This window comes from Micromonospora sp. NPDC049175, assembly GCF_043197345.1.
Taxonomy (GTDB): Bacteria; Actinomycetota; Actinomycetes; order Mycobacteriales; family Micromonosporaceae; genus Micromonospora.
Map to the genome: position 1 here is coordinate 216,603 of NZ_JBICSY010000006.1, position 21,478 is coordinate 238,080.

21 protein-coding genes are annotated in these 21,478 nt (G+C 72.1%); 1 reads left to right on the top strand and 20 read right to left on the bottom strand.

Features of this window, described 5'->3' with window-relative positions; translation table 11 throughout:
* Positions 1–8 precede the first annotated feature (8 nt).
* The 14 genes from ACGFH8_RS24280 to ACGFH8_RS24345 form a co-directional block, all read right to left on the bottom strand.
* Positions 9–1,445: a baseplate J/gp47 family protein gene (locus tag ACGFH8_RS24280; protein WP_393370953.1), complete on the bottom strand. Its 1,437-nt coding sequence runs from the start codon at positions 1,443–1,445 to the stop codon at positions 9–11.
* On the bottom strand, positions 1,438–1,941 hold the full coding sequence (locus tag ACGFH8_RS24285) for a hypothetical protein (protein WP_393370956.1): 504 nt from the start codon (positions 1,939–1,941) through the stop codon (positions 1,438–1,440). The genes ACGFH8_RS24280 and ACGFH8_RS24285 overlap by 8 nt, the downstream gene beginning before the upstream one ends.
* Before the next feature lies 1 nt (position 1,942).
* Positions 1,943–2,266: a hypothetical protein gene (locus ACGFH8_RS24290; protein ID WP_393370958.1), complete on the bottom strand. Its 324-nt coding sequence runs from the start codon at positions 2,264–2,266 to the stop codon at positions 1,943–1,945.
* A gap of 10 nt (positions 2,267–2,276) precedes the next feature.
* Positions 2,277–4,304 (bottom strand): hypothetical protein, encoded by a 2,028-nt coding sequence (locus tag ACGFH8_RS24295; protein WP_393370960.1) that lies wholly within the window; start codon positions 4,302–4,304, stop codon positions 2,277–2,279.
* Complete coding sequence (locus tag ACGFH8_RS24300) at positions 4,301–4,948, bottom strand: hypothetical protein (RefSeq protein WP_393370962.1); 648 nt, start codon at positions 4,946–4,948, stop codon at positions 4,301–4,303. Before ACGFH8_RS24300 ends, ACGFH8_RS24295 begins: the two co-directional genes overlap by 4 nt.
* Positions 4,948–5,445 carry a hypothetical protein gene (locus tag ACGFH8_RS24305; protein WP_357063288.1) on the bottom strand — a complete coding sequence of 166 codons (498 nt, stop codon included), beginning with the start codon at positions 5,443–5,445 and terminating at the stop codon, positions 4,948–4,950. Before ACGFH8_RS24305 ends, ACGFH8_RS24300 begins: the two co-directional genes overlap by 1 nt.
* Before the next feature lie 2 nt (positions 5,446–5,447).
* Complete coding sequence (locus tag ACGFH8_RS24310; RefSeq protein WP_393370964.1) at positions 5,448–6,926, bottom strand: hypothetical protein; 1,479 nt, start codon at positions 6,924–6,926, stop codon at positions 5,448–5,450.
* Positions 6,923–10,171: a hypothetical protein gene (locus tag ACGFH8_RS24315; RefSeq protein ID WP_393370966.1), complete on the bottom strand. Its 3,249-nt coding sequence runs from the start codon at positions 10,169–10,171 to the stop codon at positions 6,923–6,925. Before ACGFH8_RS24315 ends, ACGFH8_RS24310 begins: the two co-directional genes overlap by 4 nt.
* A gap of 2 nt (positions 10,172–10,173) precedes the next feature.
* Positions 10,174–10,428, bottom strand: coding sequence for a hypothetical protein (locus ACGFH8_RS24320; protein ID WP_393370967.1), 255 nt, complete (start codon positions 10,426–10,428; stop codon positions 10,174–10,176).
* Between the two features lie 44 nt (positions 10,429–10,472).
* The gene (locus ACGFH8_RS24325) at positions 10,473–10,901 is read right to left on the bottom strand and encodes a hypothetical protein (RefSeq protein WP_387196822.1); all 429 of its coding nucleotides are present in this window, start codon (positions 10,899–10,901) and stop codon (positions 10,473–10,475) included.
* A gap of 17 nt (positions 10,902–10,918) precedes the next feature.
* Positions 10,919–12,088 carry a hypothetical protein gene (locus ACGFH8_RS24330; protein WP_393370970.1) on the bottom strand — a complete coding sequence of 390 codons (1,170 nt, stop codon included), beginning with the start codon at positions 12,086–12,088 and terminating at the stop codon, positions 10,919–10,921.
* Between the two features lie 141 nt (positions 12,089–12,229).
* Positions 12,230–13,171: a hypothetical protein gene (locus tag ACGFH8_RS24335; RefSeq protein WP_393370972.1), complete on the bottom strand. Its 942-nt coding sequence runs from the start codon at positions 13,169–13,171 to the stop codon at positions 12,230–12,232.
* Between the two features lie 210 nt (positions 13,172–13,381).
* Positions 13,382–13,747 (bottom strand): barstar family protein, encoded by a 366-nt coding sequence (locus ACGFH8_RS24340; RefSeq protein ID WP_393371762.1) that lies wholly within the window; start codon positions 13,745–13,747, stop codon positions 13,382–13,384.
* A 16-nt stretch (positions 13,748–13,763) separates the two neighbouring features.
* Positions 13,764–14,204: a ribonuclease domain-containing protein gene (locus ACGFH8_RS24345; RefSeq protein WP_393370975.1), complete on the bottom strand. Its 441-nt coding sequence runs from the start codon at positions 14,202–14,204 to the stop codon at positions 13,764–13,766.
* A gap of 254 nt (positions 14,205–14,458) precedes the next feature.
* On the opposite strand from ACGFH8_RS24345, the gene ACGFH8_RS24350 reads away from it, so the two are divergent.
* A complete protein-coding gene (locus ACGFH8_RS24350) occupies positions 14,459–15,277 on the top strand; it encodes a hypothetical protein (RefSeq protein ID WP_393370977.1) in 819 nt (272 codons plus the stop codon).
* A 122-nt stretch (positions 15,278–15,399) separates the two neighbouring features.
* Here ACGFH8_RS24350 and ACGFH8_RS24355 read toward each other — a convergent pair whose 3' ends face one another.
* The 6 genes from ACGFH8_RS24355 to ACGFH8_RS24380 all read right to left on the bottom strand — a co-directional run bounded on the left by ACGFH8_RS24355 (position 15,400) and on the right by ACGFH8_RS24380 (position 21,433).
* On the bottom strand, positions 15,400–16,350 hold the full coding sequence (locus tag ACGFH8_RS24355; protein ID WP_393370980.1) for a DUF559 domain-containing protein: 951 nt from the start codon (positions 16,348–16,350) through the stop codon (positions 15,400–15,402).
* Between the two features lie 313 nt (positions 16,351–16,663).
* The gene (locus ACGFH8_RS24360; RefSeq protein ID WP_393370982.1) at positions 16,664–16,993 is read right to left on the bottom strand and encodes a hypothetical protein; all 330 of its coding nucleotides are present in this window, start codon (positions 16,991–16,993) and stop codon (positions 16,664–16,666) included.
* 101 nt (positions 16,994–17,094) lie between these two features.
* The gene (locus tag ACGFH8_RS24365) at positions 17,095–17,664 is read right to left on the bottom strand and encodes a carboxymuconolactone decarboxylase family protein (protein ID WP_393370985.1); all 570 of its coding nucleotides are present in this window, start codon (positions 17,662–17,664) and stop codon (positions 17,095–17,097) included.
* A 114-nt stretch (positions 17,665–17,778) separates the two neighbouring features.
* Positions 17,779–18,681 carry an endonuclease domain-containing protein gene (locus ACGFH8_RS24370; RefSeq protein ID WP_393370988.1) on the bottom strand — a complete coding sequence of 301 codons (903 nt, stop codon included), beginning with the start codon at positions 18,679–18,681 and terminating at the stop codon, positions 17,779–17,781.
* 247 nt (positions 18,682–18,928) lie between these two features.
* Positions 18,929–19,570: a TMEM175 family protein gene (locus ACGFH8_RS24375; protein ID WP_393370990.1), complete on the bottom strand. Its 642-nt coding sequence runs from the start codon at positions 19,568–19,570 to the stop codon at positions 18,929–18,931.
* A 69-nt stretch (positions 19,571–19,639) separates the two neighbouring features.
* Positions 19,640–21,433, bottom strand: coding sequence for an ABC transporter ATP-binding protein (locus ACGFH8_RS24380; RefSeq protein ID WP_393370993.1), 1,794 nt, complete (start codon positions 21,431–21,433; stop codon positions 19,640–19,642).
* Positions 21,434–21,478: the final 45 nt, after the last annotated feature.

Consider the following 21,478-nt stretch of genomic DNA (forward strand, 5'->3'; position numbering starts at 1 on the left):
TCCCCCGCTCAGACGATCCGGAACGGCCGGGGGTCGTCCCGGTCGACGTAGACGGGCACCTGGTTCGCGGCGAGCACCGCGTTGTCGCCGACCGGCAGGCGCTGCACCCCGTCGCCGGTGGGCGCGCTGCCGGTCACCACCACCGCCGAGTCGGCCGGGAAGCGCACGAGCCGCAGCCCGCGTACGTCGGCGACGCCCGGCTCGTTCATCAGCGTCCAGATCACCTCGGCGGCGCGGACCGGCTCACCGAAGGGCAGTTCGTCGACGTAGCGGCGCAGTCGGGCGTGCAGGCGGGCGCGCAGCTCGGTGGCGGCGGTGGACGCGTTCACCGTCTCCTTCGAACCGGTGGGCAGGGGCAGGCCCCGGATCACCAGGTCGGCCTCGACGCCGATGCCCACCTCGTCGGCCCGGTCCACCGAGGCGAAGATGCCCACCGGGCGCAGATCCTCGATGACCGACTCGACGGCGGCGTGCAGCCCGTCCGGCCCGTCCCAGATGGCCGCGGCGGTCGGCGCGACGAGCACCGTGACGTAGTACGGGTTGCCCAGGTCGCGTTCGGTGCTGAAGACCCGCTCGATGAAGTTGAAGTTGCCGAAGATGGACTGGTTGAGGTCCAGCCCGCCCCGGCCGTCGAAGACCTGCACCTGGCGTACGCCGGGCACTGTCGCCACGGCCAGGCCGATCGCCTCGGCGGTCCAGATGGAGCGGGGCGCGGCCAGCAGCAGTTGCCGGTAGCGGGCGTCGGACGCCTGCTGCTCACCACCGGTCAGCGCGATGGTGTGGGTGATCTCCACCAGTTCGGCGCCGGCGGCCTGCTCGGCGTCGTCCAGGTCGGCGAGCAGGGTGTCGGCCCGGTTCCAGCGGTCGATCTTCTGGCTGGGTTGGGCGGGGTCGAGGTTGTGCGCCGGGCCGGGGTAGAACGCGGCGACGGCCGGCGTCCGTTCGCCCACGGCCGCGGAGAGCACCACCGTCTCGTCCAGGGCCACGTGGTGCCCGCCGGGTGTGGACAGCCGCGCGCCCCGAGGCAGTGTGAGCTGGGTACGGCCGGTGGGCAGGGCGGCCTTCAGCTTCAGCTTCACCGTGCCCCTCGCCGGCAGGTACGGCCGCCCGATGCCGAGTTCCTCGCCGAGGCGGGTCAACGCGTCGGCGGTGGCCGACACCACGTAGGAGTTGTCGTAGACGGCGCCGAGCGCCGCCCACAGTCGGGCGTCCTCCAGCGCGGCCAGTTCGAGGACCTTACGCAGCACGGCGCCGCTGGTCAGGTCGATGTCGTCGCCGAAGAGCAGCCGGGCGGTGGCTAGTTTCTCGGCGAGCAGTCGGGCGAAGGACTTCGGCACGAAGCCGCTCTCGACGACGCCGAAGCCGGTCGAGCCGGTGGCCCGCAGCGCGGCGGCGTCGACGGCCAGGACGTCGGCCAGCTCGGCCGGGAGTGTGGGATCAGACACTGGGCAGCTCCCCGAGATGCACCGAGAGCCGGTCGTCGGTGATGGTTTCGAACTGGACCTGCACCTGGAGGGTGCGGGAGGACCGCAGCGCGGCTGCCGCCGCGTCGTCGGCACGGCCCGCGCCGAGCCGGCCGTCGTCGAGGTTGACGTCGACGATCTTCCGGACGCGGGGGTCGCGGTCGAGCAGCGTGATGATGCCGATGCGGACCTGCTCACGGATCAGGTTCGGCTCGATCTGCTCGGCGAGGGCGTTGAGCCCGTCGAAGCCGAAGGTGGCGTCGAAGACGTTCGAGCCGCGCAACGTGGTCAGCGCCACCGCGAGGCTCTGGGCCACGTTGTCGGTGCCGGCGACGAGGGCCAGCACCCGGCCGTGCGGGCCGTCGTCGAAGACGATGTCGCGGGCCAGGTCCACGCCGGGCATCGTGGGCTCGAAGGCGAGGCCCCAGCCGAGGTAGCGACGCTGGGCGGCCTGGCGTTCCCGCTCGGTCCGGTCCACCTCAGACCGCCTTCAGCTTGCTCTGCCCGGCAGTCGCGGACAGGCCGGGAGTGCTGCCGTCGGTGGCGCCGCTGAGCGAGTCCAGGGCCACCCCGGCCCCGCCGACCTTGAGCTTGCTGGCGGCACCGGTCGCCGCGGTCACCGTGCTGCACTGCTTCGTGGAGTTGCTCGTGGTGATGGTGCACCCGGCGACCGATTTCCCGCTGATCCCGTCCGGGCGGGTCACCGCGACGTGGTCGACGGTCAGCTTGCTCTGCCCGGCCGGGGTGACAGTCCCCTGGCTGGGGCAGTGCACGTCGCTCGACGTGGTGAGCACGAAGGCCATAGCGTTCTCCTCAGTGGACGTTCATCGCGTTGTCGACCTGCACGTCGACGTCGTCGGCGGCGATGGTGACGGTGCCGCCGCTGATGTTCACCGCGCCGTTGCCCGCGTCCAGGTCGATCCGGGTGCCGGTGATGGTGATCGAGCCGTCCTGCTTCAGCACGATCGACGACCCGCCGGCGGCGTGCTCGATGGTGATGCTGTCGGCCTCGTCGGCGCGCGCCGGGCGCTGGCCCCGCCCCTGGAGTTGGGCCCGGCCCACCCGCACGGTCAGCTCACCCAGCTCGATGACCCGGTTGCCGTCGCCGTCGGTCAGGTCGTGCGCCACCTTGCCGTCGTGGTCGGCGGGCACCACCGTGTCGCCGATCGACGAGCGACTGTTGCTGGCCACCCCCACCGGCAGCGACAGCCACCAGTCCCCCGGCTGGGACACCGGGGCGTGCCCGGTGGGCCAGAGCGCGCCCACCTCCACCGGGTCGTCGGGTGAGCCGTTGCGGTAGGCGAGCGCCACCCGCGTCCCCGGGTAGCGGGGCAGGATCAGGCCGCAACCACCCCAGGCGAACGGGGTCAGGTAGGTCACCCCGGGCAGCGGCGCGGGCTGCTCCCGGCGTACCGGCAGGCGGCGGGCGGCGTTGGGTCGGCCGTCCGGGCGGGCCAACCCCTCCCACACCGTCTCGGTCTGTGCCGGTGGCTCGACCGCGCCGCTGGCGTTCGTGGCCGCCGCGCGTACCTCGCCGATCTCCAGGCCGCGCGTCTCGCCCCGGGCGGCGCGGGCCGCCCGGCGCACCGCCTCCGCCGCGGCCACGCCGGGCGAGGACGCCGGACCGGCCGGCTCGGCGGTGCCCACGCCGGAGGCGTCGCTCCAGCTGTCCCACGCCTGGGCGCCCGAGGTGACCTCGACGCCCTGCACCACAGTGACGAACCCGGCGGTACGCGAGAGGGTGTGCCGCGCGGCGCTGAGGTAGAGAAGTTTCGCCCCCGCCCCCAACTCCCCCGTCGACGGGACGAACGGTGCGGCGAACGAGCCGAGCAGCGCCGCGCCGACGCTGCCCAGCGTGGTGGCCTCGTCCACCGCCGGCGGGTCGAAGCACACCAGGTCACCGGGCTTCAGGTCGGGCCGCCCCTTGAGCGTCAGGGTCCACGCCCGACGGCGCGGCGCGGCGGGGCCGCCTGCCTCGGTGGCCGCGTACGGGTCGGTGTCCTGGGTGCCGTTCTCGGTGCACTCCAGCAGGCCGGTGGCGAGGGTCAGCGGCTTCGGCTCCCCCTCCGGGTAGGGGATCGGCCGCCTGCCGACGTGCACGGTGCCGTCGCGGATCAGCAGCATTCCCCGCCCGTACGCGTTGAGCGACTGCTGCAACGCGCCGCCGATCCGTTCCACCGCGGCGCGGTAGAGCAGCCCGGCGCCGAAGGCGACACGTTCGTCGCCGGCCGCCTCGGTGGCGCCGGAGGTCATCGTGCCGTCCGGGTTCGCGCCCCAGGTGGCGAGGTCCACTCTGGTCCGCTCGGCGACGGCCCGGATCGCCGCGCTGAAGGTCGCCGCCTCGAACCGTTCGGCGACCCGCTGACCGAGCCGGGCGTACGCCTGCTCGACGAGGGTCAGCTCGGTGTCGTACGTCCGGTCGCCGGTGAGCCGCCGTACCTTCGTCACCCGCAGCACGGCGACGAGCGCCTGGGTCAGCTCGGCCGGGGTCGGGCCGGCGTTGACACCGACCAGGTTGGTGAAGAACGCGCCGACGGAGGTGTTGGCGTCCCGCCAGTACAGGTGCAGTTTCGCCACCAGCGGCGGTTGTCCCTCGGCGGTGCGCAGCGCGGCGAAGTGCTCGTCGATCAGCCCCTGCACGGTGACCGTGTACGCCCCGGGGCCCAGCCCGTCGGGCAGCGCGGCGTCGATGGCCGCGTAGTAGTCGGCGCTGGACAGGCTGAGGACCACGTCGGGGCTCAGCCCGGTCGGGGTCTCCCGGTGGAACGTCAGGGTCCAACCGGCGTCGTTGCCGACCGCGCCCTGGCGGACCTGACCGGTCTGGAACGGCGTGAGCGTCATCGGAGCACCCTCCGCAGCTTCTTGTCGAGCAGGTAGCGGTAGCGCAGCCGGCCGGGGCCCAGCTCGGACTCGACGCGCTGTGCGGGTGAGCGGCGACGCCAGACGAACTCGTTTATCGGCGGCGGCCCGAACTGGTCCGTCGCGCGGTCGGCGCGCCGCCAGGCCAGAGCGATGGACGAGCCGTAGTCGCCGGAGCCGCGTACCGTCCCGGCGTGCAGCAGCCAGCCGAGCACCACCACCTCGACGGCGATCGGGGCGGCTCCGGTGGCGACCGCCGGGCCGGCGTCGGGGCAGACCCGGCGCAGCCCGGCGGCGAGCGGCACCGAGCCGAGGATGCGGGTGCCCTGACGGACCACCAGGCGCAGCGGCACCCGGCCGACGAGCGCCGGGGGCGGGGGCACGGCCGGGGGCGCGGGTCGGGGGGCCAGGTCGTCGGCGGAGGTGCTGACCACGGCGAGGGGGTCGGTGTGCAGCCACTGCCGGGCCAGCCCGGTGGGCAGGATCAGCACCGCGTGCACACCGGCGCCCAGCTCGACGCGGTGCGGCAGGCCGGCGGTGAGGCTCTGCCGTACCTCGGTGAACCCGTCGGGCACCTCGACGGGTGTCTCCGGCAGCAGGTAGCGGTCGATCGGAAACTGTGGCATCAGTTGCCCAACCCGTCGGCGAGCGCGCCGACTCCGATGCTGGCCACGTCGAGCAGCTTGCCGAGCAGGCTGGGACGGGGCACGTGGACGAGGGTGATCGTGGTGTCCAGGACGTCGCGGCGGGCGGCGGAGGCGTTGAACGTCAGCGACTGCACCTGCATGTCGGTGCGGATGGTCATCGAGGTGACCAGGATCAGCCCGCCGAACTTCCCCCCGGAGTACGCGGCGAGTGCGGTGCCGCGTTTGCTGGCCTCGGCCATCGTCTCCAGGGCGAACTTCCAGGCGTAGCGCTCCGGGCCGACCAGCACCCCGGTCAGGGTGATGGTGTCGTCGTGGGTGGCCACGATGGCCTTGTGCGCGGTGGAGCCGATCGGCGGCAGGTGGTAGGTCTGGGCCAGTGAGATGGCGGTGACGGCCCAGATCGGAATGGGCAGGATCCCGTCGCTGATGATCGCGGACGGCACCGTGCCGTACCGCAGGAAACTGGTGGTGGCCATGCTCAGCGCCCTCCGGTGGGTGGCAGCGGCACCGGCGGACCGGTGGGTTCGACGGCCAGGCCCAGGTCGCGCAACGCCTGGGTGATCTCGCGGACCTCACCGGCGGCGCTGGTGACCCGCAGCCGCAACCGGCGTTCCTGAAGCGCCGCGCTGATCCGCGCCGGCCGGGTGGACGCCGACCCGCGCCTGTTGATCCGGTCGATCTCGGCGGCGGCGTCCTCCATCCGGGAGATCGCGTCGAGGATCCGCGGGTCGGCGGCGAACCCGGGATCGTCGCGGCCCAGCCGGGCGATGGCCGCGCGGAAGTCGGCGGCGTCGCGGCGCAGGTTGGTGACGAGGTTGTCGGTGAGCGCGCTGACCCCGCCGACGCTCGGCGCGCGGTGCGACTTGTCGTCGATCAGCCACACCCAGCCGTCGTGGCCGATGCCGACCAGGTCGGTGCCGGCGACCTTGACGTTGGCGTCCGGCCCCTTGAGGAACAGCTCGATGCTGCTCAGCGAGAACGCCGCGCTGTACTCGCCGAGCACGCCCCGGCCGTAGGTGACCATGTCGTGGCGCAGGTAGGCGCGGAAGCCGGGGCCGTCGTCGGCACGGCCGCCCCGGTCCCGGAAGCGCCGCCACAGGGTCGCCAGGGCCTCCGGGTTGTGCAGGGCGAGCTGCTGGGTGAGCCAGACGTCGCCGCCGGCCACCACCGCCCGCAGCTCCGGGTCGCCGATGCGGGCCAGCGCCTCGGTGAGCCGGGCCTCGCTCACCTGCAGGCCGCGCGAGCGGGCCCGGCCGAGGTCGTCGACGGCGGCGCGCAGCCGGGTCAGCTCGTCGGGGGTGAGCCGGCCGCCGAGACGGGTCTCCAGGTCGGCGACCGCGGCCCGCTTGCCGGCCTCGCTCTCGGCGGCCACGGCGCGCCACAGCGCGGCCGGTTCCACCTCGGCGGCGCGGCGCAGCGCGGCCTGCCGGTCCGCCGGCATGGCCCGGAACGCGTCCCCGACGATCGCGGCGGGCTCGGTGTGCCGGCCGGCCGCGCCGCCGCCGGCGTCGAACTCGCGCAACAGCGAGTCGGCGTACGCCGCGGAGTCGTCGGCCAGCCGCAGCGGGGCGTCCCCGACGATGCCGTCGCGGGGCCGGCTCAGCTCGCGCATCTCCGTGTTGAGCTGGTCGAAGTACTCGCCCAGGGTGGCCACCCGCACCCCGTCGGGCAGGGTGCCGCCCTCCAACACGTGGTCGAGGATGGCGGCGATGTTGTCCCGCAGCACGGCGATGCGTTCCAGCCGGTTGAGCGCGTTGCCCAGGTGCAGGTCACCGACGTCGTCGACGATGCGCCGGATGAGGTGTTCCAGCAGCCGCCGGGAGCGCACCTCGCCGGCCTCGCTGTGCGCGGCGACGGTCCGCATGAACTGGCGCAGCCGGGGGTTGGCGTCGGCGGCGGCGTGCACGGCGGCGGCGTCGAGGAACCGGCCGGCGCGGAACCGGCGCGGCCCGGTCACGGCCGCACCACCGGCACGTGCGGCCCGGCGGCGGCGGGCGGGGAGTCCAGCACCATGAGGATGAAGCGGGCGCCCTCCGGGCCGCCGACCGCGCCGCTGAGCATCGCCTCGCGCTCCACGTAGGCGAGCACCGGCTCCATCAGCTTCTGCACCACCCGTTCCAGCACCTCGTTGAGCAGGATCTCGGTGAGGAACCCCTGGAGCAGGTCCCGGGACGCGGCTTCGATGATCTGCCGGGTGACCCGACGCACCACGTACCCCCGGGCGGCACGCAGCCCGGCGCGGACGCCGAAGCGCAGGGCGACCCGGCCGCCGCGCACGGCCGCGCCGCCGATGGTGCCGGCCTCCGGGATCAGCGACAGGGCCATCCCGAGGTACGCGGCGAACAGCTCGACCTCGACCTCGGTGCGGGTGAGCACCAGTTCCGGGTCGAGCATCGAGGCGTAGAGGCGCTCGCGCTGGCGGGCGTGTGCCACGTCGACGGCGGCGACGGCCACCCCCACCACGAAGCCCAGCGGCGGGCAGAGCAGCGACAGCGCGATGATCCCGACCATCGTGGCGAACGCGTTGAGCGCCTCCCGGCCCAGCTCGGTGCCGAACAGCTCGTCGATGCCCGTGGCGTAGTAGAGGTTGCCGCCGAAGAACTCCCCGATCTGCTGGTGGGTGACCAGGTGGATGCCCTGCAGGGCGAAGCGTCCACGGGGGATGGTCGCCGACGGGATGTGCTCACTGATCCGACTGGACCGGAACGCGAACCGGGCGTCGGCGCGGGCCCGACCGAGCATCTCGGTGTTGTTGCGCCGCATGTCCTGCAACACCCGCCACAGCTCGTCGCGGATCGCCGACCGGTCGCCGGCGAAGCGGGCCAGCACGTCGGGCACGTCGGTGATCTGCTTGACCAGCGGGTCGATGCCCTCGGCCTCGCCGCGCTGGATGACGAGCGCCTGCTCGATCTCGGCGAGGGTCCAGAGCACCGCGTGCGCGTCGCGGATCCGGGTGGTGCCGTCCCGTTCGACGATCTCGCCGGCCGCGCCGGGGCTGCCCAACGCGGCCTCGGTGGCGAGGAACGCGCTGGAGATCGCGCGGGCGGCCCCGAACCACGCGGTGGACGGGTTGGCCACGCTGACCGTGGCGAGGGTGCCGCCGCCGACGTCGGTGTGCGCGGACACCCACCGGGCCGCCTCGTGTCGGCGCAGCCGCTCGCGCAGCCCCTGCAACTCGGCGTAGTCGGTGAGCTGGGAGACGATCAACCGTTCGAAGATCGGCGCGTACCTGTCGAAGGTGGCGATCCGCGCGTCGATGCCGGTCCGCGAACTGAGCAGCAGTTGTACGAGCATGGCCTGGTTGCCGACCATGAACAACTGCCCGACGGCGCTCTTGACGGCGGGGCTGAACGCCTGCAGGAAGTGCAGGTTCCAGGACGCGGACGAGTCGATCCAGCCGCCCTGGATGCGGGCGAAGTGCTCGGGCCTGCGGTAGCGGTCCATTACCAGTTCGGCCAGGTGGTCCAGGCGCGGCACCACCCCGGCGAGGTGGCGCAGGAACTGCACTGCGGGTGAGGCGACCGGCCGGAAGTCCAGCGGGCCGAGCCCTCCGGAGCCCTGCGGCACGGGCCTGGTGAACGCCTCCCGCTCGGCCCCGCCGACCAGCAGGCTGATCGCCGCGGCCCGGCCGCGCAGCATCGCGGCGGCCTGGAGGCAGAAGTTCGCCGGGTAGCGGCACGGCTCGCCCATCTGCAACCGGAACGCGATGTCGTCCATCAACCGGCGCAGCTCGTCGCCGTCCGGCCCGAGCGCGGCCAACTCCGGTTCACCGTTGAACGGGGCGCAGGCACGCAGCTCGGAGTGCTCGCCGGTGACGGCCGGGAACCGTCGGCCCTCGACGCCGGGTGGGGCGCTGGGGCTGCTCGGGTCGAAGACGAACCCACCCCGCCGGGCGTCGCCGCTGCCGTCCCCGCCCGCGCCACCGGCGGACCCGGTGCCCGTGCCGCCGCCGGACCGGGTGCCCGTGCCGCCGCTGGACCCGGTGCCCGTGCCGGGCCGGGTGCCCGCGCTGCCGCCCGGTCCGCTGCCGGTGCCACCGCCCGACCCGCTGCCCGCGCCGGACCCGCTGCCCGTCCCGTCGCCGATGCTGCCGCCGCGTGGGGCGTTCGGGTCCGGTGGGGTCGTCGGGTGCTGCTCGACGCTGATCGGCAACAGGTTGGCCGTGCCCGTCCAGTGCAGGGTGGCGTCGGTCTCCTCGGTGCCCACCAGCAGCAGGGAGACCCCGCCGATGCTGATCGTCACCAGGCTGGTCGGCATCGCCCCGCCCACCGAGGTCAGGATCCCGTCGACCCGGCGGGTCACCTCGGCGTCGACGGCCCGCTCGATCTGCGCCTGGTACTCGTCCGCGGTCGTGGTCTCACCGCGCGGCTGGGCGGTCCGCAGCCGCTGCCGGATGTCGGCGCTGAGTTCCTCGTCCACCATGGCCACCAGCCCGGCCCGGTCGGCGACCGGCCGACGCCGCACCGTGCCGGGCTGCGGGCTGGGCACCCGCGCCTCCACCTCGAAGTGCGGCTGCGGGGTGGCCCGGAACACCGTCTCGCCGAACGTGTCGAAGGTCAGGTACGACAGCGGGGTGGTGGTCACCATGACCAGCCACACCTGCCGGCCGGTGGGGTCGATGACCCGGGCGATGACCCCCTGCGGAGTACCCGACGGCAGGCCACCGTGCTGGCGTACCGCCTCGCGGGCCAGCTCCGCGAAGTGACCGACCAGGTAGGTGACCGGCCGCAGCAACCACTGGTAGGTGACCGGGGGCGGCTCGTCGCCGTCCACCGGCACCTCGGCGGCGTCACCACCGTCGTCGTAGGACGGCACCCGGTAGACGGCCAGCAGGTGACGCATCCGAGACGCGTCGAACACCTCGGCCGCCGGTCGGCTCAGCGGCACGGCCACCCCGGCGGGCAACCCCGGATCCAGCCGCGCCGAGGCGATCACCTCGTCGATGCGTCGGCGCAGCCGGGCCTCGAAGGCTCGCCTGTCGTCCGGGGACACCCGCGCACCGTCCGCGCCGGTCCAGCGGAAGGTCGGCGCTTCGGGGCGTACCTCCAGGTAGCCGCCGCGGGGCGCGACCACCTCGCGGCGGGAGTGTTCCAGAGCGCGGGCCAGGGCCGTGGCGAGCGCCTCGGTCACCGCCTCCGGACGTTCGGTCACCGACCGGGCGTCCAGCCGGACCCGCACCGGCACGTGCACCGAGATGGCCACCGTCAGACCCGCCCGTCCAGGTGCTCGGCGAGGCGGGCCAGCGCGAGGTCGGCGAGCGCGTCGGCGTCGACCGCGCCGCCGGCCGCGACCACCTCGATCTCCACCGGAAAGTGGTACGCGATGACCGCCCGGTCGTCCTCGGCCACCTGCGCGGCCTCCGCCTCGCTGCCGGCCGCCGGCAGCACCAGCTCACCCGCGTGCACCAGGGCCAGCCCGGTACGGGTGACCCGGGCGGCGCGGCCAGCACCGGTCGCCATCTCCTACCTCCGGTTGATCGTTTGCGGGTTGTCGTCCGGCCCGGTCAGGGCAGTACGGAGGGGTCGCCGGTCTTCGGGTCGACCGAGGCGGCCAGGCTGAAGCCACTGAAGGTCGCGGCGGGAGCGCCGGAGATGGTGGCGGTGGTCGGCGTGGCGCTGGTGATCATGCAGTCCCGCAGGACGAAGGACGAGAACGCCCAGTCGTCCCCGGTGTGCTCCAGCAGGGCGATGTCGAACAGTTCGCCGTCGAGGGCCAGCTTGGTGAGCCGGCCGGCGACGTCCCCGATCGCCTTGACGGTCATCGTGAAGTTCATCGACACCGGCGCGTGGATGACACCCAGGTGGGTCACCTCGCACGAGTGCAACGCCTCGACGTTCAGCGAGAAGGACGGGCTGAACGAGTCGATGGGGCTGATCAGCACCGTCTCGGTGCCCTTTGTGTACTGCACCGCGAGGCGGGTCTTCCACTCCATGGTCTGGTTCCTCCGGGTCAGAACTTGGCCACGAGCGTGACCAGCAGGCGGCTCACGGCAGGGCCGTACGTGACGGTGACGACCAGGTCGACGGTGCGGTCGGCCCGGGCGGCGGTGACGATCGAGGTGTCGGTGGCGGTCCGTGCGACCTCGGGGATGGTGAGGATGTCCAGCACCGGAATCTCGACGCGGTAGTCGTCGATCACCGTCTGCCGCTTGAGGGGGCCGAGGATGCCGTCCACCTGGGTCTTCAGCAGCGTCATCCCCGGCTTGGTGATCCGGGCGTCGCCGACCAGACCGATCAGGCCGGCGCGCAGCATGAACTCGATCTGGTCGAGGGTGCGCACCAGGTCGACGTGCAGCAGGCTCGCGTCGGAGGTGAAGAGCCGCCCGTCGGCGAAGTGCAGACTTTCCCCGGTGATCAGCGTCGGGTCGATGATCGGCGTGAGGTTGGCCTCGGAGAGACCCTTGATCTCCGCCGGGCTGTACTGCTTGGCCACCGGGATGGCCACGCCGCGGATCTTCTTGAGCACGATGCTGTGGTGCACCGGCAGCCCGGCCACGGCGGCCATCGCGGCCGTCGCGGCGTCGCCGTCCGCTCCTCTGGCGGCGATCATCGCCATCCGGCTGGTGCTGCTCTTGAGCGGGTTCGCGGCGGTGGTGATGTCCGCGACGTAGGTGGGGCCCTTCTCGGTGGCCGGGTTGACCATCGCGAAGCCGATCCGCCGCTGGCCGGCCGCCGACATCGTCTCCACGTGCGCCTTGAGCGCGTGCAGCCCGGTGGGCGCGCCCGCACCGGCCGGGTTGCCGACACTCGACTCGTTGGCCAGCGACACCATCGTCACGTCGTCGGCGGCCTCCAGACCACCGAGCGCGGCCGCGTAGTCGTCGCCGGCCACCTTCACCCCGTACACCTTGGCCGGACGCGGATCCTGCAGGAACGCCAGCTCCAGGGAGTTGTAGAGGGCGTTGCGGACCACGTTGCCGGCCTGCCGGCGGGCGAAGTTGGTGACCGCGTCGTCCAGGGTCTCGATCCGCACCGGCGTGTTCGCCGGCGCCGAACCGCCGTCGGCCGTGGACGGCGCCTTGCCCACCACGGCGATGACGCCCGGTGAGCGCTGGGCCAGCGGCGCCGGTGGCGGCACGATCCGGACCTCGATGAACGGGAATGCTGCTGTCGGTGCCACGGGTCCTCCCGGACGAAGTTGCTGCTGCTGGTCGTTGGGCGGCTCCCGCCGCTGCGGACGTTGCTGTCGTTACGCGGCTCCCGCCGCTGCGGTCGTTGGGCGGCTCCCGCCGCTGCGGTCGTTGGGCGGCACCCGGCCGTCTCAGGTCGTCACGGCGGCCAGTCCGATGCCACTGCGGGCGAGCCACTGGCCGGCCCGCGCGAAGCGGGCCGCCCGCTTCTGCGCCTCGGTGCCGGTGTCGCCGCCGGGCCACCCGTCGTCGTCGAAGGTCTCGACGGGGACCACCCACACGGCGACCACCCGGTGTCGTCGCCGCACGTCGTCCGGTGCCGGCACGTCGAGCCCCAGCTCCTCGGCGCGGGCCCGCACGAGGCGGGTCTCGACGAGCAGGTCGGCCAGGGAGAAGCCCTGGTCACGGATCAGCACGGCGGCGGCGAACGGCAGCGGACGCGGGGTGGGCGGCGCGACCGGCGGCGCGGCGTAGCGCAACCGCACGGTGGCTCCGGCCGCCTGCCCGCGCATCCGCGTCACGAGGTCACCGGCGTTCGCGGCGCCGACGCCCTCGAGCAGCCGGTCCAGGTGCGCATCGGTGAACGCGGCCGGTTGGTGCAGCCCGGCGCGCAGTCGGGCCACCAGCCGGCTCCGGCGTTCGGTCTCCAGCTGCGCCGGGTCGACCGGCAACGCACCCAGGTCGGTGATGATCTGCGGGTCGACGTCGAAGGCGGGCACCGCCACGTCGAGGTCCTCGACCCGGTCCCGGGCGGCACTGGTACGCACCACCAGGCTGCCCCGCCACAACGCGTCGATGCGCAGCGCCGAGCCGCCGAGCCCGTGCAGGCGGACCCGCAGCTCACTGCGGGCGGTGCCACCGGAGGCCAGCAACTCCCCCTCGGCCACGGTGACGGGTGCGGCGGCGAAACCAAGGGTCAGCTCGTCGAAGACCGCCGCGTACGGCGGCGCGACAGGCATCGCCTCGGTGTCGTACGCGGCCTCGACCAGATGTGTCAGCGACGCGTCGTCGAAGAGCGCGGCACGGGTGCCCGGATCGGCCAACCGCACCAGCACCCCGTCGACGAAGTCCACCGCACGGCCTCCCCGTTGCCCCGCGCCGGTGCACCATGCCCGGCTCGGCACGATGATCGCCAGGTGCCCGTCACCCGACCGTCACCACCACCGTCACCGTGGCCGGCCGCCGCCCGGACTGTCGGAAACTGAGCACCCGCACAGCCAGCGGTAGCCGTCACCCACCGTGAGATTCCGGGCAGCGTGCGTCGAGGACGGCCCGAGCACCGATCAGGCCGGCGCGGCGTCGTGCAGGACGAGGCGGAAGGGATTCGGAGCGCTGGCGGCGAGGTTGCCGAGCACGGTGAGCAGCAGAGCGTACTGATCGGTCGGCTCGTCGACGAGCAACTGCCCGGCGTCGGTGACGAGCACGGTGAGCGGACCGGTGTCGAGCCGGTCCCGGAGCACGTCGGAGAGGGCATCCCAGGTGTTCCCCAGGTACGCCGGCAGGGCCAGCGCGGCGGCGAGCGCGACGACCAGGCCGGCCCTGGTCCGACTCGCCGCCCCGGGCAGTACCACCGCGCCGGGCACGTCGGGGGCACCGTCGCGGCGGATGACCAGCCAGTCGGGCATGCGGTCCGCGCCCTCGTCGACCATCACGTCCCCAGGTTGGTCAGAGCCGGTAGAAGTCGGTGTAGTGGTTGGGTGAGAACCAGGTGACCCCGGTGCTGCGGTTCACCACGATCCGGTACGCGTCCCGCGCGGCACCCTGGGTACGCGGGTAGACGTCGTACTCGTGGTAGGTGGCGTTGGTGGGCAGTTGACCCTCGTAGTTGTAGAACTGCCCGCCGGCGAAATTGGACTTCCCACCGCTCCAGGAGTACCAGCCGCGACTGGTCGGGAACCCCTTGGCCGACCAGCCCGAGCGGGCGGTGCGGGCGTCCGCGCAGCGACTCATGGTGCAGGAGCTGTAGACCGCCGCCGAGGCAGAGTCGGTCAACCGGGGGGAGACCACGGACGGGCCGACAAGCGCGGCCGCGACAATGGCGAGGAGCAGGGCGAGGGTGGTGGTACGCCGGCGAATCGCGCCGAGCGGGGACACGGGGGTGGACACAGGCTGCCTCCAGATCGTCAATTTCATCGATCGACGTAACTGTCGGATCGGACCCAGTCTCACCGCTGCCGGCCGACGGCGACACCCCTCGCCACCCCAACGGCTCCACAATGCCCGGTGAACTCTCTCCTCGCACGGAGCGCGGCGGTCCGTTTCGTGCCGGTATGAGGTCCGGTTGGTGTCGGCGTGGCGGCAGGCGATTCGGGCACCGGTTGTTAGCGTGGGACGCGGATCCGTGACCGTGGAGGGGTGCCATGCCGGACGCCCCCGATGGGAGGCCGAGACCCGCGGACCAGTGGCGACACCGGGGCATCCGCGGGCTGACCGTCGCCCGCGACGTGAGTGTCCGTGGGTGGCGGTGGTGGGCGCGGACCTGGGATCGACTGGTCGCCGCCCTCCAGGACGAGGCACCTGTCGGCTCCGCGGCCGACCCGTCGCCATCCGGCCCGCTCGTCGAACAACGCGACGCGCCCCGACTGATCACGGTGCCCGCGCGCGGCTACGTGTACTCGTTCCACATCCGCGCCACGTTCGCCTGGTCGTCGCCGGTGAGCCTCCGCTCCGAGGTGCTCAGCTGGTACGTGCAGTACTTCCAGCCCACCGCCGTGCAGCGCCTGACCCGCCTCGCCGCCGACGCCGCCCGGGACCTGCCGCCGCACCGGGCCGGTGACCTGGAGGTGGCGTTGCAGCAGGCGCTCGCCGACGATCCGGAGTGGACCTACCAGCGCGGCGACGTCGTCATCACCTGCCGGCCCGACGCCGCCGTCCGCCTCGACGAGCGGATCATGCCGGCGCTGCAACCGCACGTCGACCGGATGCTGAAGTTGGAGTACCAGTTCGACGAGCAGCTACGCAGGGCCCGCTACGCCGAGGAACTGAGCCGCCAGTGGACGACGATCCTGAGCGCCCACGGCGAGGACCAGGACATCGCCGACGCCCGCGACCACCTGCTCGACACCCAACGGGAAGCCGCACGATGGATCACCGACCTCCTCCACCACCACGCGGACCCTCCGAGCGCCCCGCTGACCCCAACGCCAACCCCACCCCACCAACGCCCCACCCCCACCTGACTCCCGCCCATCCAGCTGCCCTGCCCACCCAGACCCACCCCACACCCACCCCACCGCATTTCATGATCAGGTGATGAGAAACAGGTCTGGAGCGCCCCTGAGACCTACTTTTCATCACCTGATCATGGGAAACGGGAGCGTGTGGCGAGGATGGCCACGGTTTCCCGGCGTACCTGGACCGGATCTGCGATGAGCCGTCGATGCGTGAACCGGACGACGAGGATCCCGATGGTCGCCAGGAGGGCGTCACGGCGAAGGTCGATCTCCCGCTCGGCCGGATCGCCATGGCTGGTAGAGCCGTCCAGCTCGATGTCGACCCGCTCCGCCTCGGCGAACATGTCGAGATAGATGGTCCGGGCCCCGACCAGCACCCGTGCCTGCCGGCTGAACGTCGGCATACCCGACCCGGTGAAGACGTGGTCGTGGCCCCAGATCTCCAGCGGGCTGCGGCAACCAGCGGCAAGCCGGTCGAGCAGACGCCGCAACGCCAGGCGGTCGTCGATCCTCGGCACCTCGCCGAGAGCGGCGACGAGGCGCTGCGCGGTGGTCAGCCGGTCATTGACCGCACGGATGAGCGGACCAGGTCGGTCGACCGGTTGGAGCAGCGGCCAACAGTCCAGCAGAGTCCGGTCCAGCCGGGTGACCGGCGCTCCCGAACGTGTCACCACCTGCGGCGGCGCGATCGCGAAGTTGGCGCGGTGGCGTACCGCCAGGTGTGGTCGGTTCCGCAACCCTGACCCTGTGGGCAGGTCGAGATGAACCGACTCTCCGGGGGGCTGGCGGCGGAGGCCCCACACGTCGAGGGCGGTGAGGCGACTGAGCGCCGCCCGCCCACCGCCATATGCCAGAGCCGCCCGGCGTGCCAGCTCGGGCTCGACACGGGCCAGCACCGGCAGGTCGGCGTCCAGGTTGCGGACCAGTGCGGCGTCAACGTAGGTCCCGGGCAGCACCGGAATTAGCCGACCCGCACGCCAAGCAGTCTGAATCGTCCAGGCCGGCGCCACTTGCAGCACGTCCCGTCGGGTGACCACGCCGTCATGGCGTACGAGCAGAGCATGCAGCCTCGGGTCCACCCGCCCACCCTGCCTCGGAGCACTGTTCCGGTGAGGGCTCCTGTGGACAGCGGAGGCACCTGTGGACAACCGTCCGAAGCGACATCGACTGTGCTACGGAGCCGTCAGGACAGGTGGCACGGCGTCCGAACCGTCTACCGGAGCGGTGTACGCAGTGATATGCCGGCAATTCAGATCCTTGCTCGGCTGCAAGCGTCGGCGGGTTGGGCCCGACAGTGGCTTCGCGGGAGTGGCAATGGTGCTTTACCCGGGCTGCGGAGCTGCACCGCCCGCACCGGCGTCACCTGACCGCTTCGACTCGAAAGTGCGGCGGTCACATGTGGAGATGCGCTTCCTCGATTCGCTCGGCCCGTACGTACGCGAGGAACTCCGTCTGATCGGTTTGATCGAGGGCCTCGAACGCGGCGTACGCCTTCGCCCGTGCGTGCGCCGTCTCCGCGGCCAGTAGGCCGATGATCGCCGCCCAGGCGAGGGACACCAGGTGAAATGCGCGGTCTTCGCGCAGAACCGGCGGCCGACTCAGCTGATCGAGCCGGTTGGCGGCATCGTCGTCGGAGGGTGCTCGGTCGACCAACTCGAACACCGCCTTGCCCCGGTACGCGGCCCCGCTCGCGGCCAGGTCCGCCAACTCCTCATTGGTCATCTGGCGTACCGGTGGAATCGGGAGGTTGGGTGGGGCGGCGCCGTCATGGTTCAACTCAGTTGCCGCTGCAGTCCGAGCGGCTCACTGTTCGGCACGGGCATTCAACCGCCGAAGCTCAGCGCCTGCCGCAGATCCACGTCCAGGCTGTCCTCGTACTGCGGATCGGGCTCAGCCCCGGCAGCGCTCAGGACAGTGCTGAAGAAGCATCTGGCGCCAACGGCGAGGATCACGCGGAAGATGTCCGTGTCGTCGAGACCGTGACCGCGCAGACCCACGACGTCGGCCTCGGTGACGGAGTTCGCATCTGCCGCGACCTTTCCGGCGAAGTTGACGACTGCGACCTCCTGCGCGGAGAGACCGGCGCTGCCGTGATCCGAGGCGATGGCGGCGACGGTCGGCGCGTCGAAGAACCTGTCGCGGAGGACCTTTCCGTGTGCCAGGCCGCAGTAGGAGGATTTCAGGGCCCGGGCTGCGGCGAGGGTCACCAACTCATAGCGGCGCAGCTCCATCTCGGCCTTCACCGCACCGTTGAGCTGCTGCCATGCCAGGTACGCCGCCGGGCTGTGCGCAAACAACCTGGTGTAGTTGGGCAGGTAGCCCATCGCCTTCGTGTCGGTCTCGAACATCCGCTCGGTGTCCGGCGACTGCTCTGCCTGCCGCAGAAGACTCATCCGACTCCTCCCCTTGTTTGACCCGGACGGTACGCCGTTGGAACAGCGGGCACTGTCAGGAAATCGGTCGTGTACCGGCGTCTGGCATGGCGGGACGTCCAGCCGTGATCCCCGCTAGCGCTTCACATCCCTGCGGATCGCCAGGATGGCGAGGGTTTCCCGGCGTACCTCGTCGATCTCGTGTACCAGACGACGGTGGGCGAACCGGACCACCACGATTCCGATGGTCGCGAGCAGCGCGTCCCGGCGCAGGTCGATCTCCCGCTGACGCGGGTCGCCGTGGGTGGTCGCACCGTCGAGTTCGAGGTTGACCCGCTCCCGCTCGGCAAACATGTCGAGGTAGATCGTTCGCCCGACGCTCATCGGCACCTGTCGGCGGAACGCCGGCATGCCGGGGCCGGTGAAGACGTGCTCATGTCCCCAGATCTCCAGCGGGCTGCGGCAGCCGTCGGCGAGCTTGGCCAGCAACGTTCGGAGCACCGCCCGGTCGGCGAGCTTCGGCACGGTGTCCAGGGCCGCTGTCAGCCGTCCGGGTGTGGTCAGCCAGTCGTTCACCGCTCGGATCACCGGCGCCCGCCGCTCGGCAGGTGGCAGAATCGGCCAGGAGTCGACGAGTGCCTGCTCGATGCGCGTAACCGGCAGGTCCCGCCGGACGACGACGTGCGGTGGTCCCATGCTCAGGCCGAGGCGTCGATGTACGACAAGTCCGGGTCGAGTGCGCAGGCTGGCGCTCGCCGGTTTGCTGAGGTGCACCGGCTCACCGGGCGCCGACGGGCGCAACCCCCAGAGATCGAGCGCGCTGAGGTGACTGAGCGCGCCGCAGCCGTCTGCCCAGGCGAGAGCCGCCCGTTGACTCAGGGCAGGGCCGAGCCGACTGAGGGCGGGGGCGCCGGGCCGATCGTCGAGCAGGTCCGCTGCCGCGAAGACCTCGGGCAGTACGCGTACCAGCTCGCCGCTACGACAAGCCTGCCGCACCGTCCACTGCGGCACCACCTGCCGCAGGGCTCTGAGCGTCACGAGCCCTCCGCCGAGCCGAACCATCACCTGAAGCGCCACCTGCACGCGACGACCGTGCGGCCCCACCTCGACCTTCGGCAACCACACCCGCAGCTGCCCTGTGGAAACGCAACCGTCTGTGGACAACGCCCCACCCAGTTCGACTTCTGCTAGCCGCACCGATCGTTGGCAGCTCAGCAGGGCGGACACCGGCGTGTCGAGTTGCTCACCTGCCAACGATCAGGGGGATGGCCCCTGCCACGGCGGGTCATCGCGCCGCCTGGTTGGTCTCGCCGTACTCGCCGCGGATGGGTAGGTAGTAGGCGGGGAGGAAGCCGGCGATGATGGCGACGCCCGCGATCGGCACGAACGCGCCGACCAGGATGCCGGAGCCGATCCAGAGCAGCGCGAGCGCGAATCGGCGGCCGATCGCCCGGACGCCGAAGGCCCCGAGGGAGGGGGCCAGCAGCTTCGCGCGGCGGAGATAGGACCAGATGATGTTGAACAGGGCCGCGGCCATCCACAGTGTGCTGCCGTAGACGAGGATCGCGGTCCGCAGTCCCTGCTCCGCGCGGAGCGCGCCGGCGAGGAGCGACGTGGAGAACGGCAGGAACGCGATGACCATCAGGAGCAGAGTGTTGAGGAACAGGATTCCCCGGTCGACGTGTCGGACGTAGTCGAACATGACGTGGTGGTTGACCCACACCTGCCCGATGAGCAGGAAGCTCAGCGTGTAGGCCAGGTACGACGGCCAGAGCGCCCCGAGGCCCCGTAGCAGGTGCCCGAAGTCCGGTGGCGGTTGGATCTCCAGCACGAGCAGCGTCACGGCGATGGCGAAGACTCCATCGCTGAAGCTCACCAACCGGCCCGGCTGACGGGTCAGTGGCGACGTACCCCTCTGGGCGTTCACGCCCTAATCATGCTATATGCCGCTTTCGCGCAACCCCAACCCCGGAGCCGGAGCCGGAGCCGGTTCGGCTCAGGCCGCCAGGGCGGCGTAGCGACCGTTGCGGTCCAGCAGACTGTCGTGGGTGCCGGCCTCGACGATCCGGCCGTGGTCGAGCACCGCGATCTGGTCGGCGTCACGCACCGTGGACAGCCGGTGGGCGATGGTGATCGTGGTACGACCCTCGGCGAGGACGTCGAACGCCCGCTGCACGGCCCGTTCGGTCTCGGTGTCCAGCGCGCTCGTGGCCTCGTCGAGGACCAGGATGCGCGGGTCGCGCAGCAGCGTACGGGCGATGGCGAGGCGTTGCTTCTCGCCACCGGAGAACCGGTGGCCGCGGGAGCCGACCATGGTGTCGTACCCGTCGGGCAGCCCGGTGATCAGGTCGTGGATCTGGGCGGCGCGGGCGGCGTCCTCGATCTCGGTGTCGGTGGCCTCCGGCCGGGCGTAGCGCAGGTTCTCCCGGACGGTGGTGTGCAGGAGGTACGTCTCCTGGCTGACCACGCCGACGATCGCGGCCAGGTCGGCGAGGCGCAGGTCGCGCAGGTCGACGCCGTCGACGGTGAGCCGGCCGGCGGTCGGGTCGTGCAGGCGGCTGACCAGGCCGGCCAGGGTGCTCTTGCCGGAGCCGGTCTCGCCGACCAGGGCGAGGCTGGTGCCGGCGGGCACGTCGAGGGTGATCCCGGCGAGGGCTGCGGTGTCGCTGCCCGGGTAGCCGAAGGTGACCTCCTCCAGGCGCAGGTGTCCGCGTACGCCTGTGGGGTCGAGGTGGACCGGCTCGGCGGGGTCGGCCACGTCGACCGGCAGGTCGAGGTACTCGAAGATCCGGGCGAAGAGCGCCAGCGACGCGGTGAGCGAGACGCCCACGTTGAGCAGGCCCATCAGTGGCCGGAACAGGCCGCCCTGCAGCGCGGTGAACGCGACGAGGGTGCCGATGCTCAGCGTGCCGGCGGTGCCGGGCAGCCCGGCGGCGAGGTAGATGACCGCGGGTACGGCGGCGAAGATGATGCTCATCGAAGCCATCCGCCAGCGGCCGGCCAGTTCGCTGCGCAGTTCCAGGTCGACGAGTCGTTCCGAGGAGGCGGTGAACCTGTCGATCAGCGCGGGGCCGGTGCCGAGGGTCTTGGCGAGTTGCACGCCGCTGATCGACAGGCCTTCCTCGACGGTGACGTTGAGGTCGGCGAGTTCGCGTTGCCGCTGGGCGGTGATCTCCCGGCGCATCCGGGCGACCCGGCGGGTCAGCCAGATCGCCGGCGGCAGCACCACGAGCGAGACGAGGGAGAGCTGCCAGGAGAGCGCGACCATGGCCACGGCGGTGGCGACGACAGTGGTGAGGTTGGCGGCGACGGCGGTGGCGGTCGAGGTGACCACCGACTGCATGCCGCCGATGTCGTTGGTGATCCGGGACTGCACCTCGCCGGTGCGGGTGCGGGTGAAGAAGCCCAGCGACTGGCGCTGGAGGTGGCTGAAGACGTCGGTGCGCAGCCGGTGCATGACCCGCTGCCCGACCTGGGTGGAGATCCAGGTCTGCACAACGCCGAGGGCGGAGGTCACGGCCGCGACGGCGACCATGCCGAGGACCAGCCAGACCAGCAGGGTCACGTCGCCCTGCGGCAGGGCGCGGTCGATCACGGTACGCAGGAGGAAGGGAGTCGCCATCGCGATGATCGAGGAGAGCACGATGATCGCGGTGACCACGGCCAGCGCGGGCCGGTGGGGGGTGAACAGGCGGCCGATGCGGCGCAGTGACACCTGGCGGGCCTGCGCCTTCTCTTCGGCGCTGAGGGTGCGGTGGCCGCGGTCGCGGCCCTTCGGGGTGGGTTCCAAGGGGGACTGCCTTTCCGTCGAATATGCTGAGGTTACCTCAACATG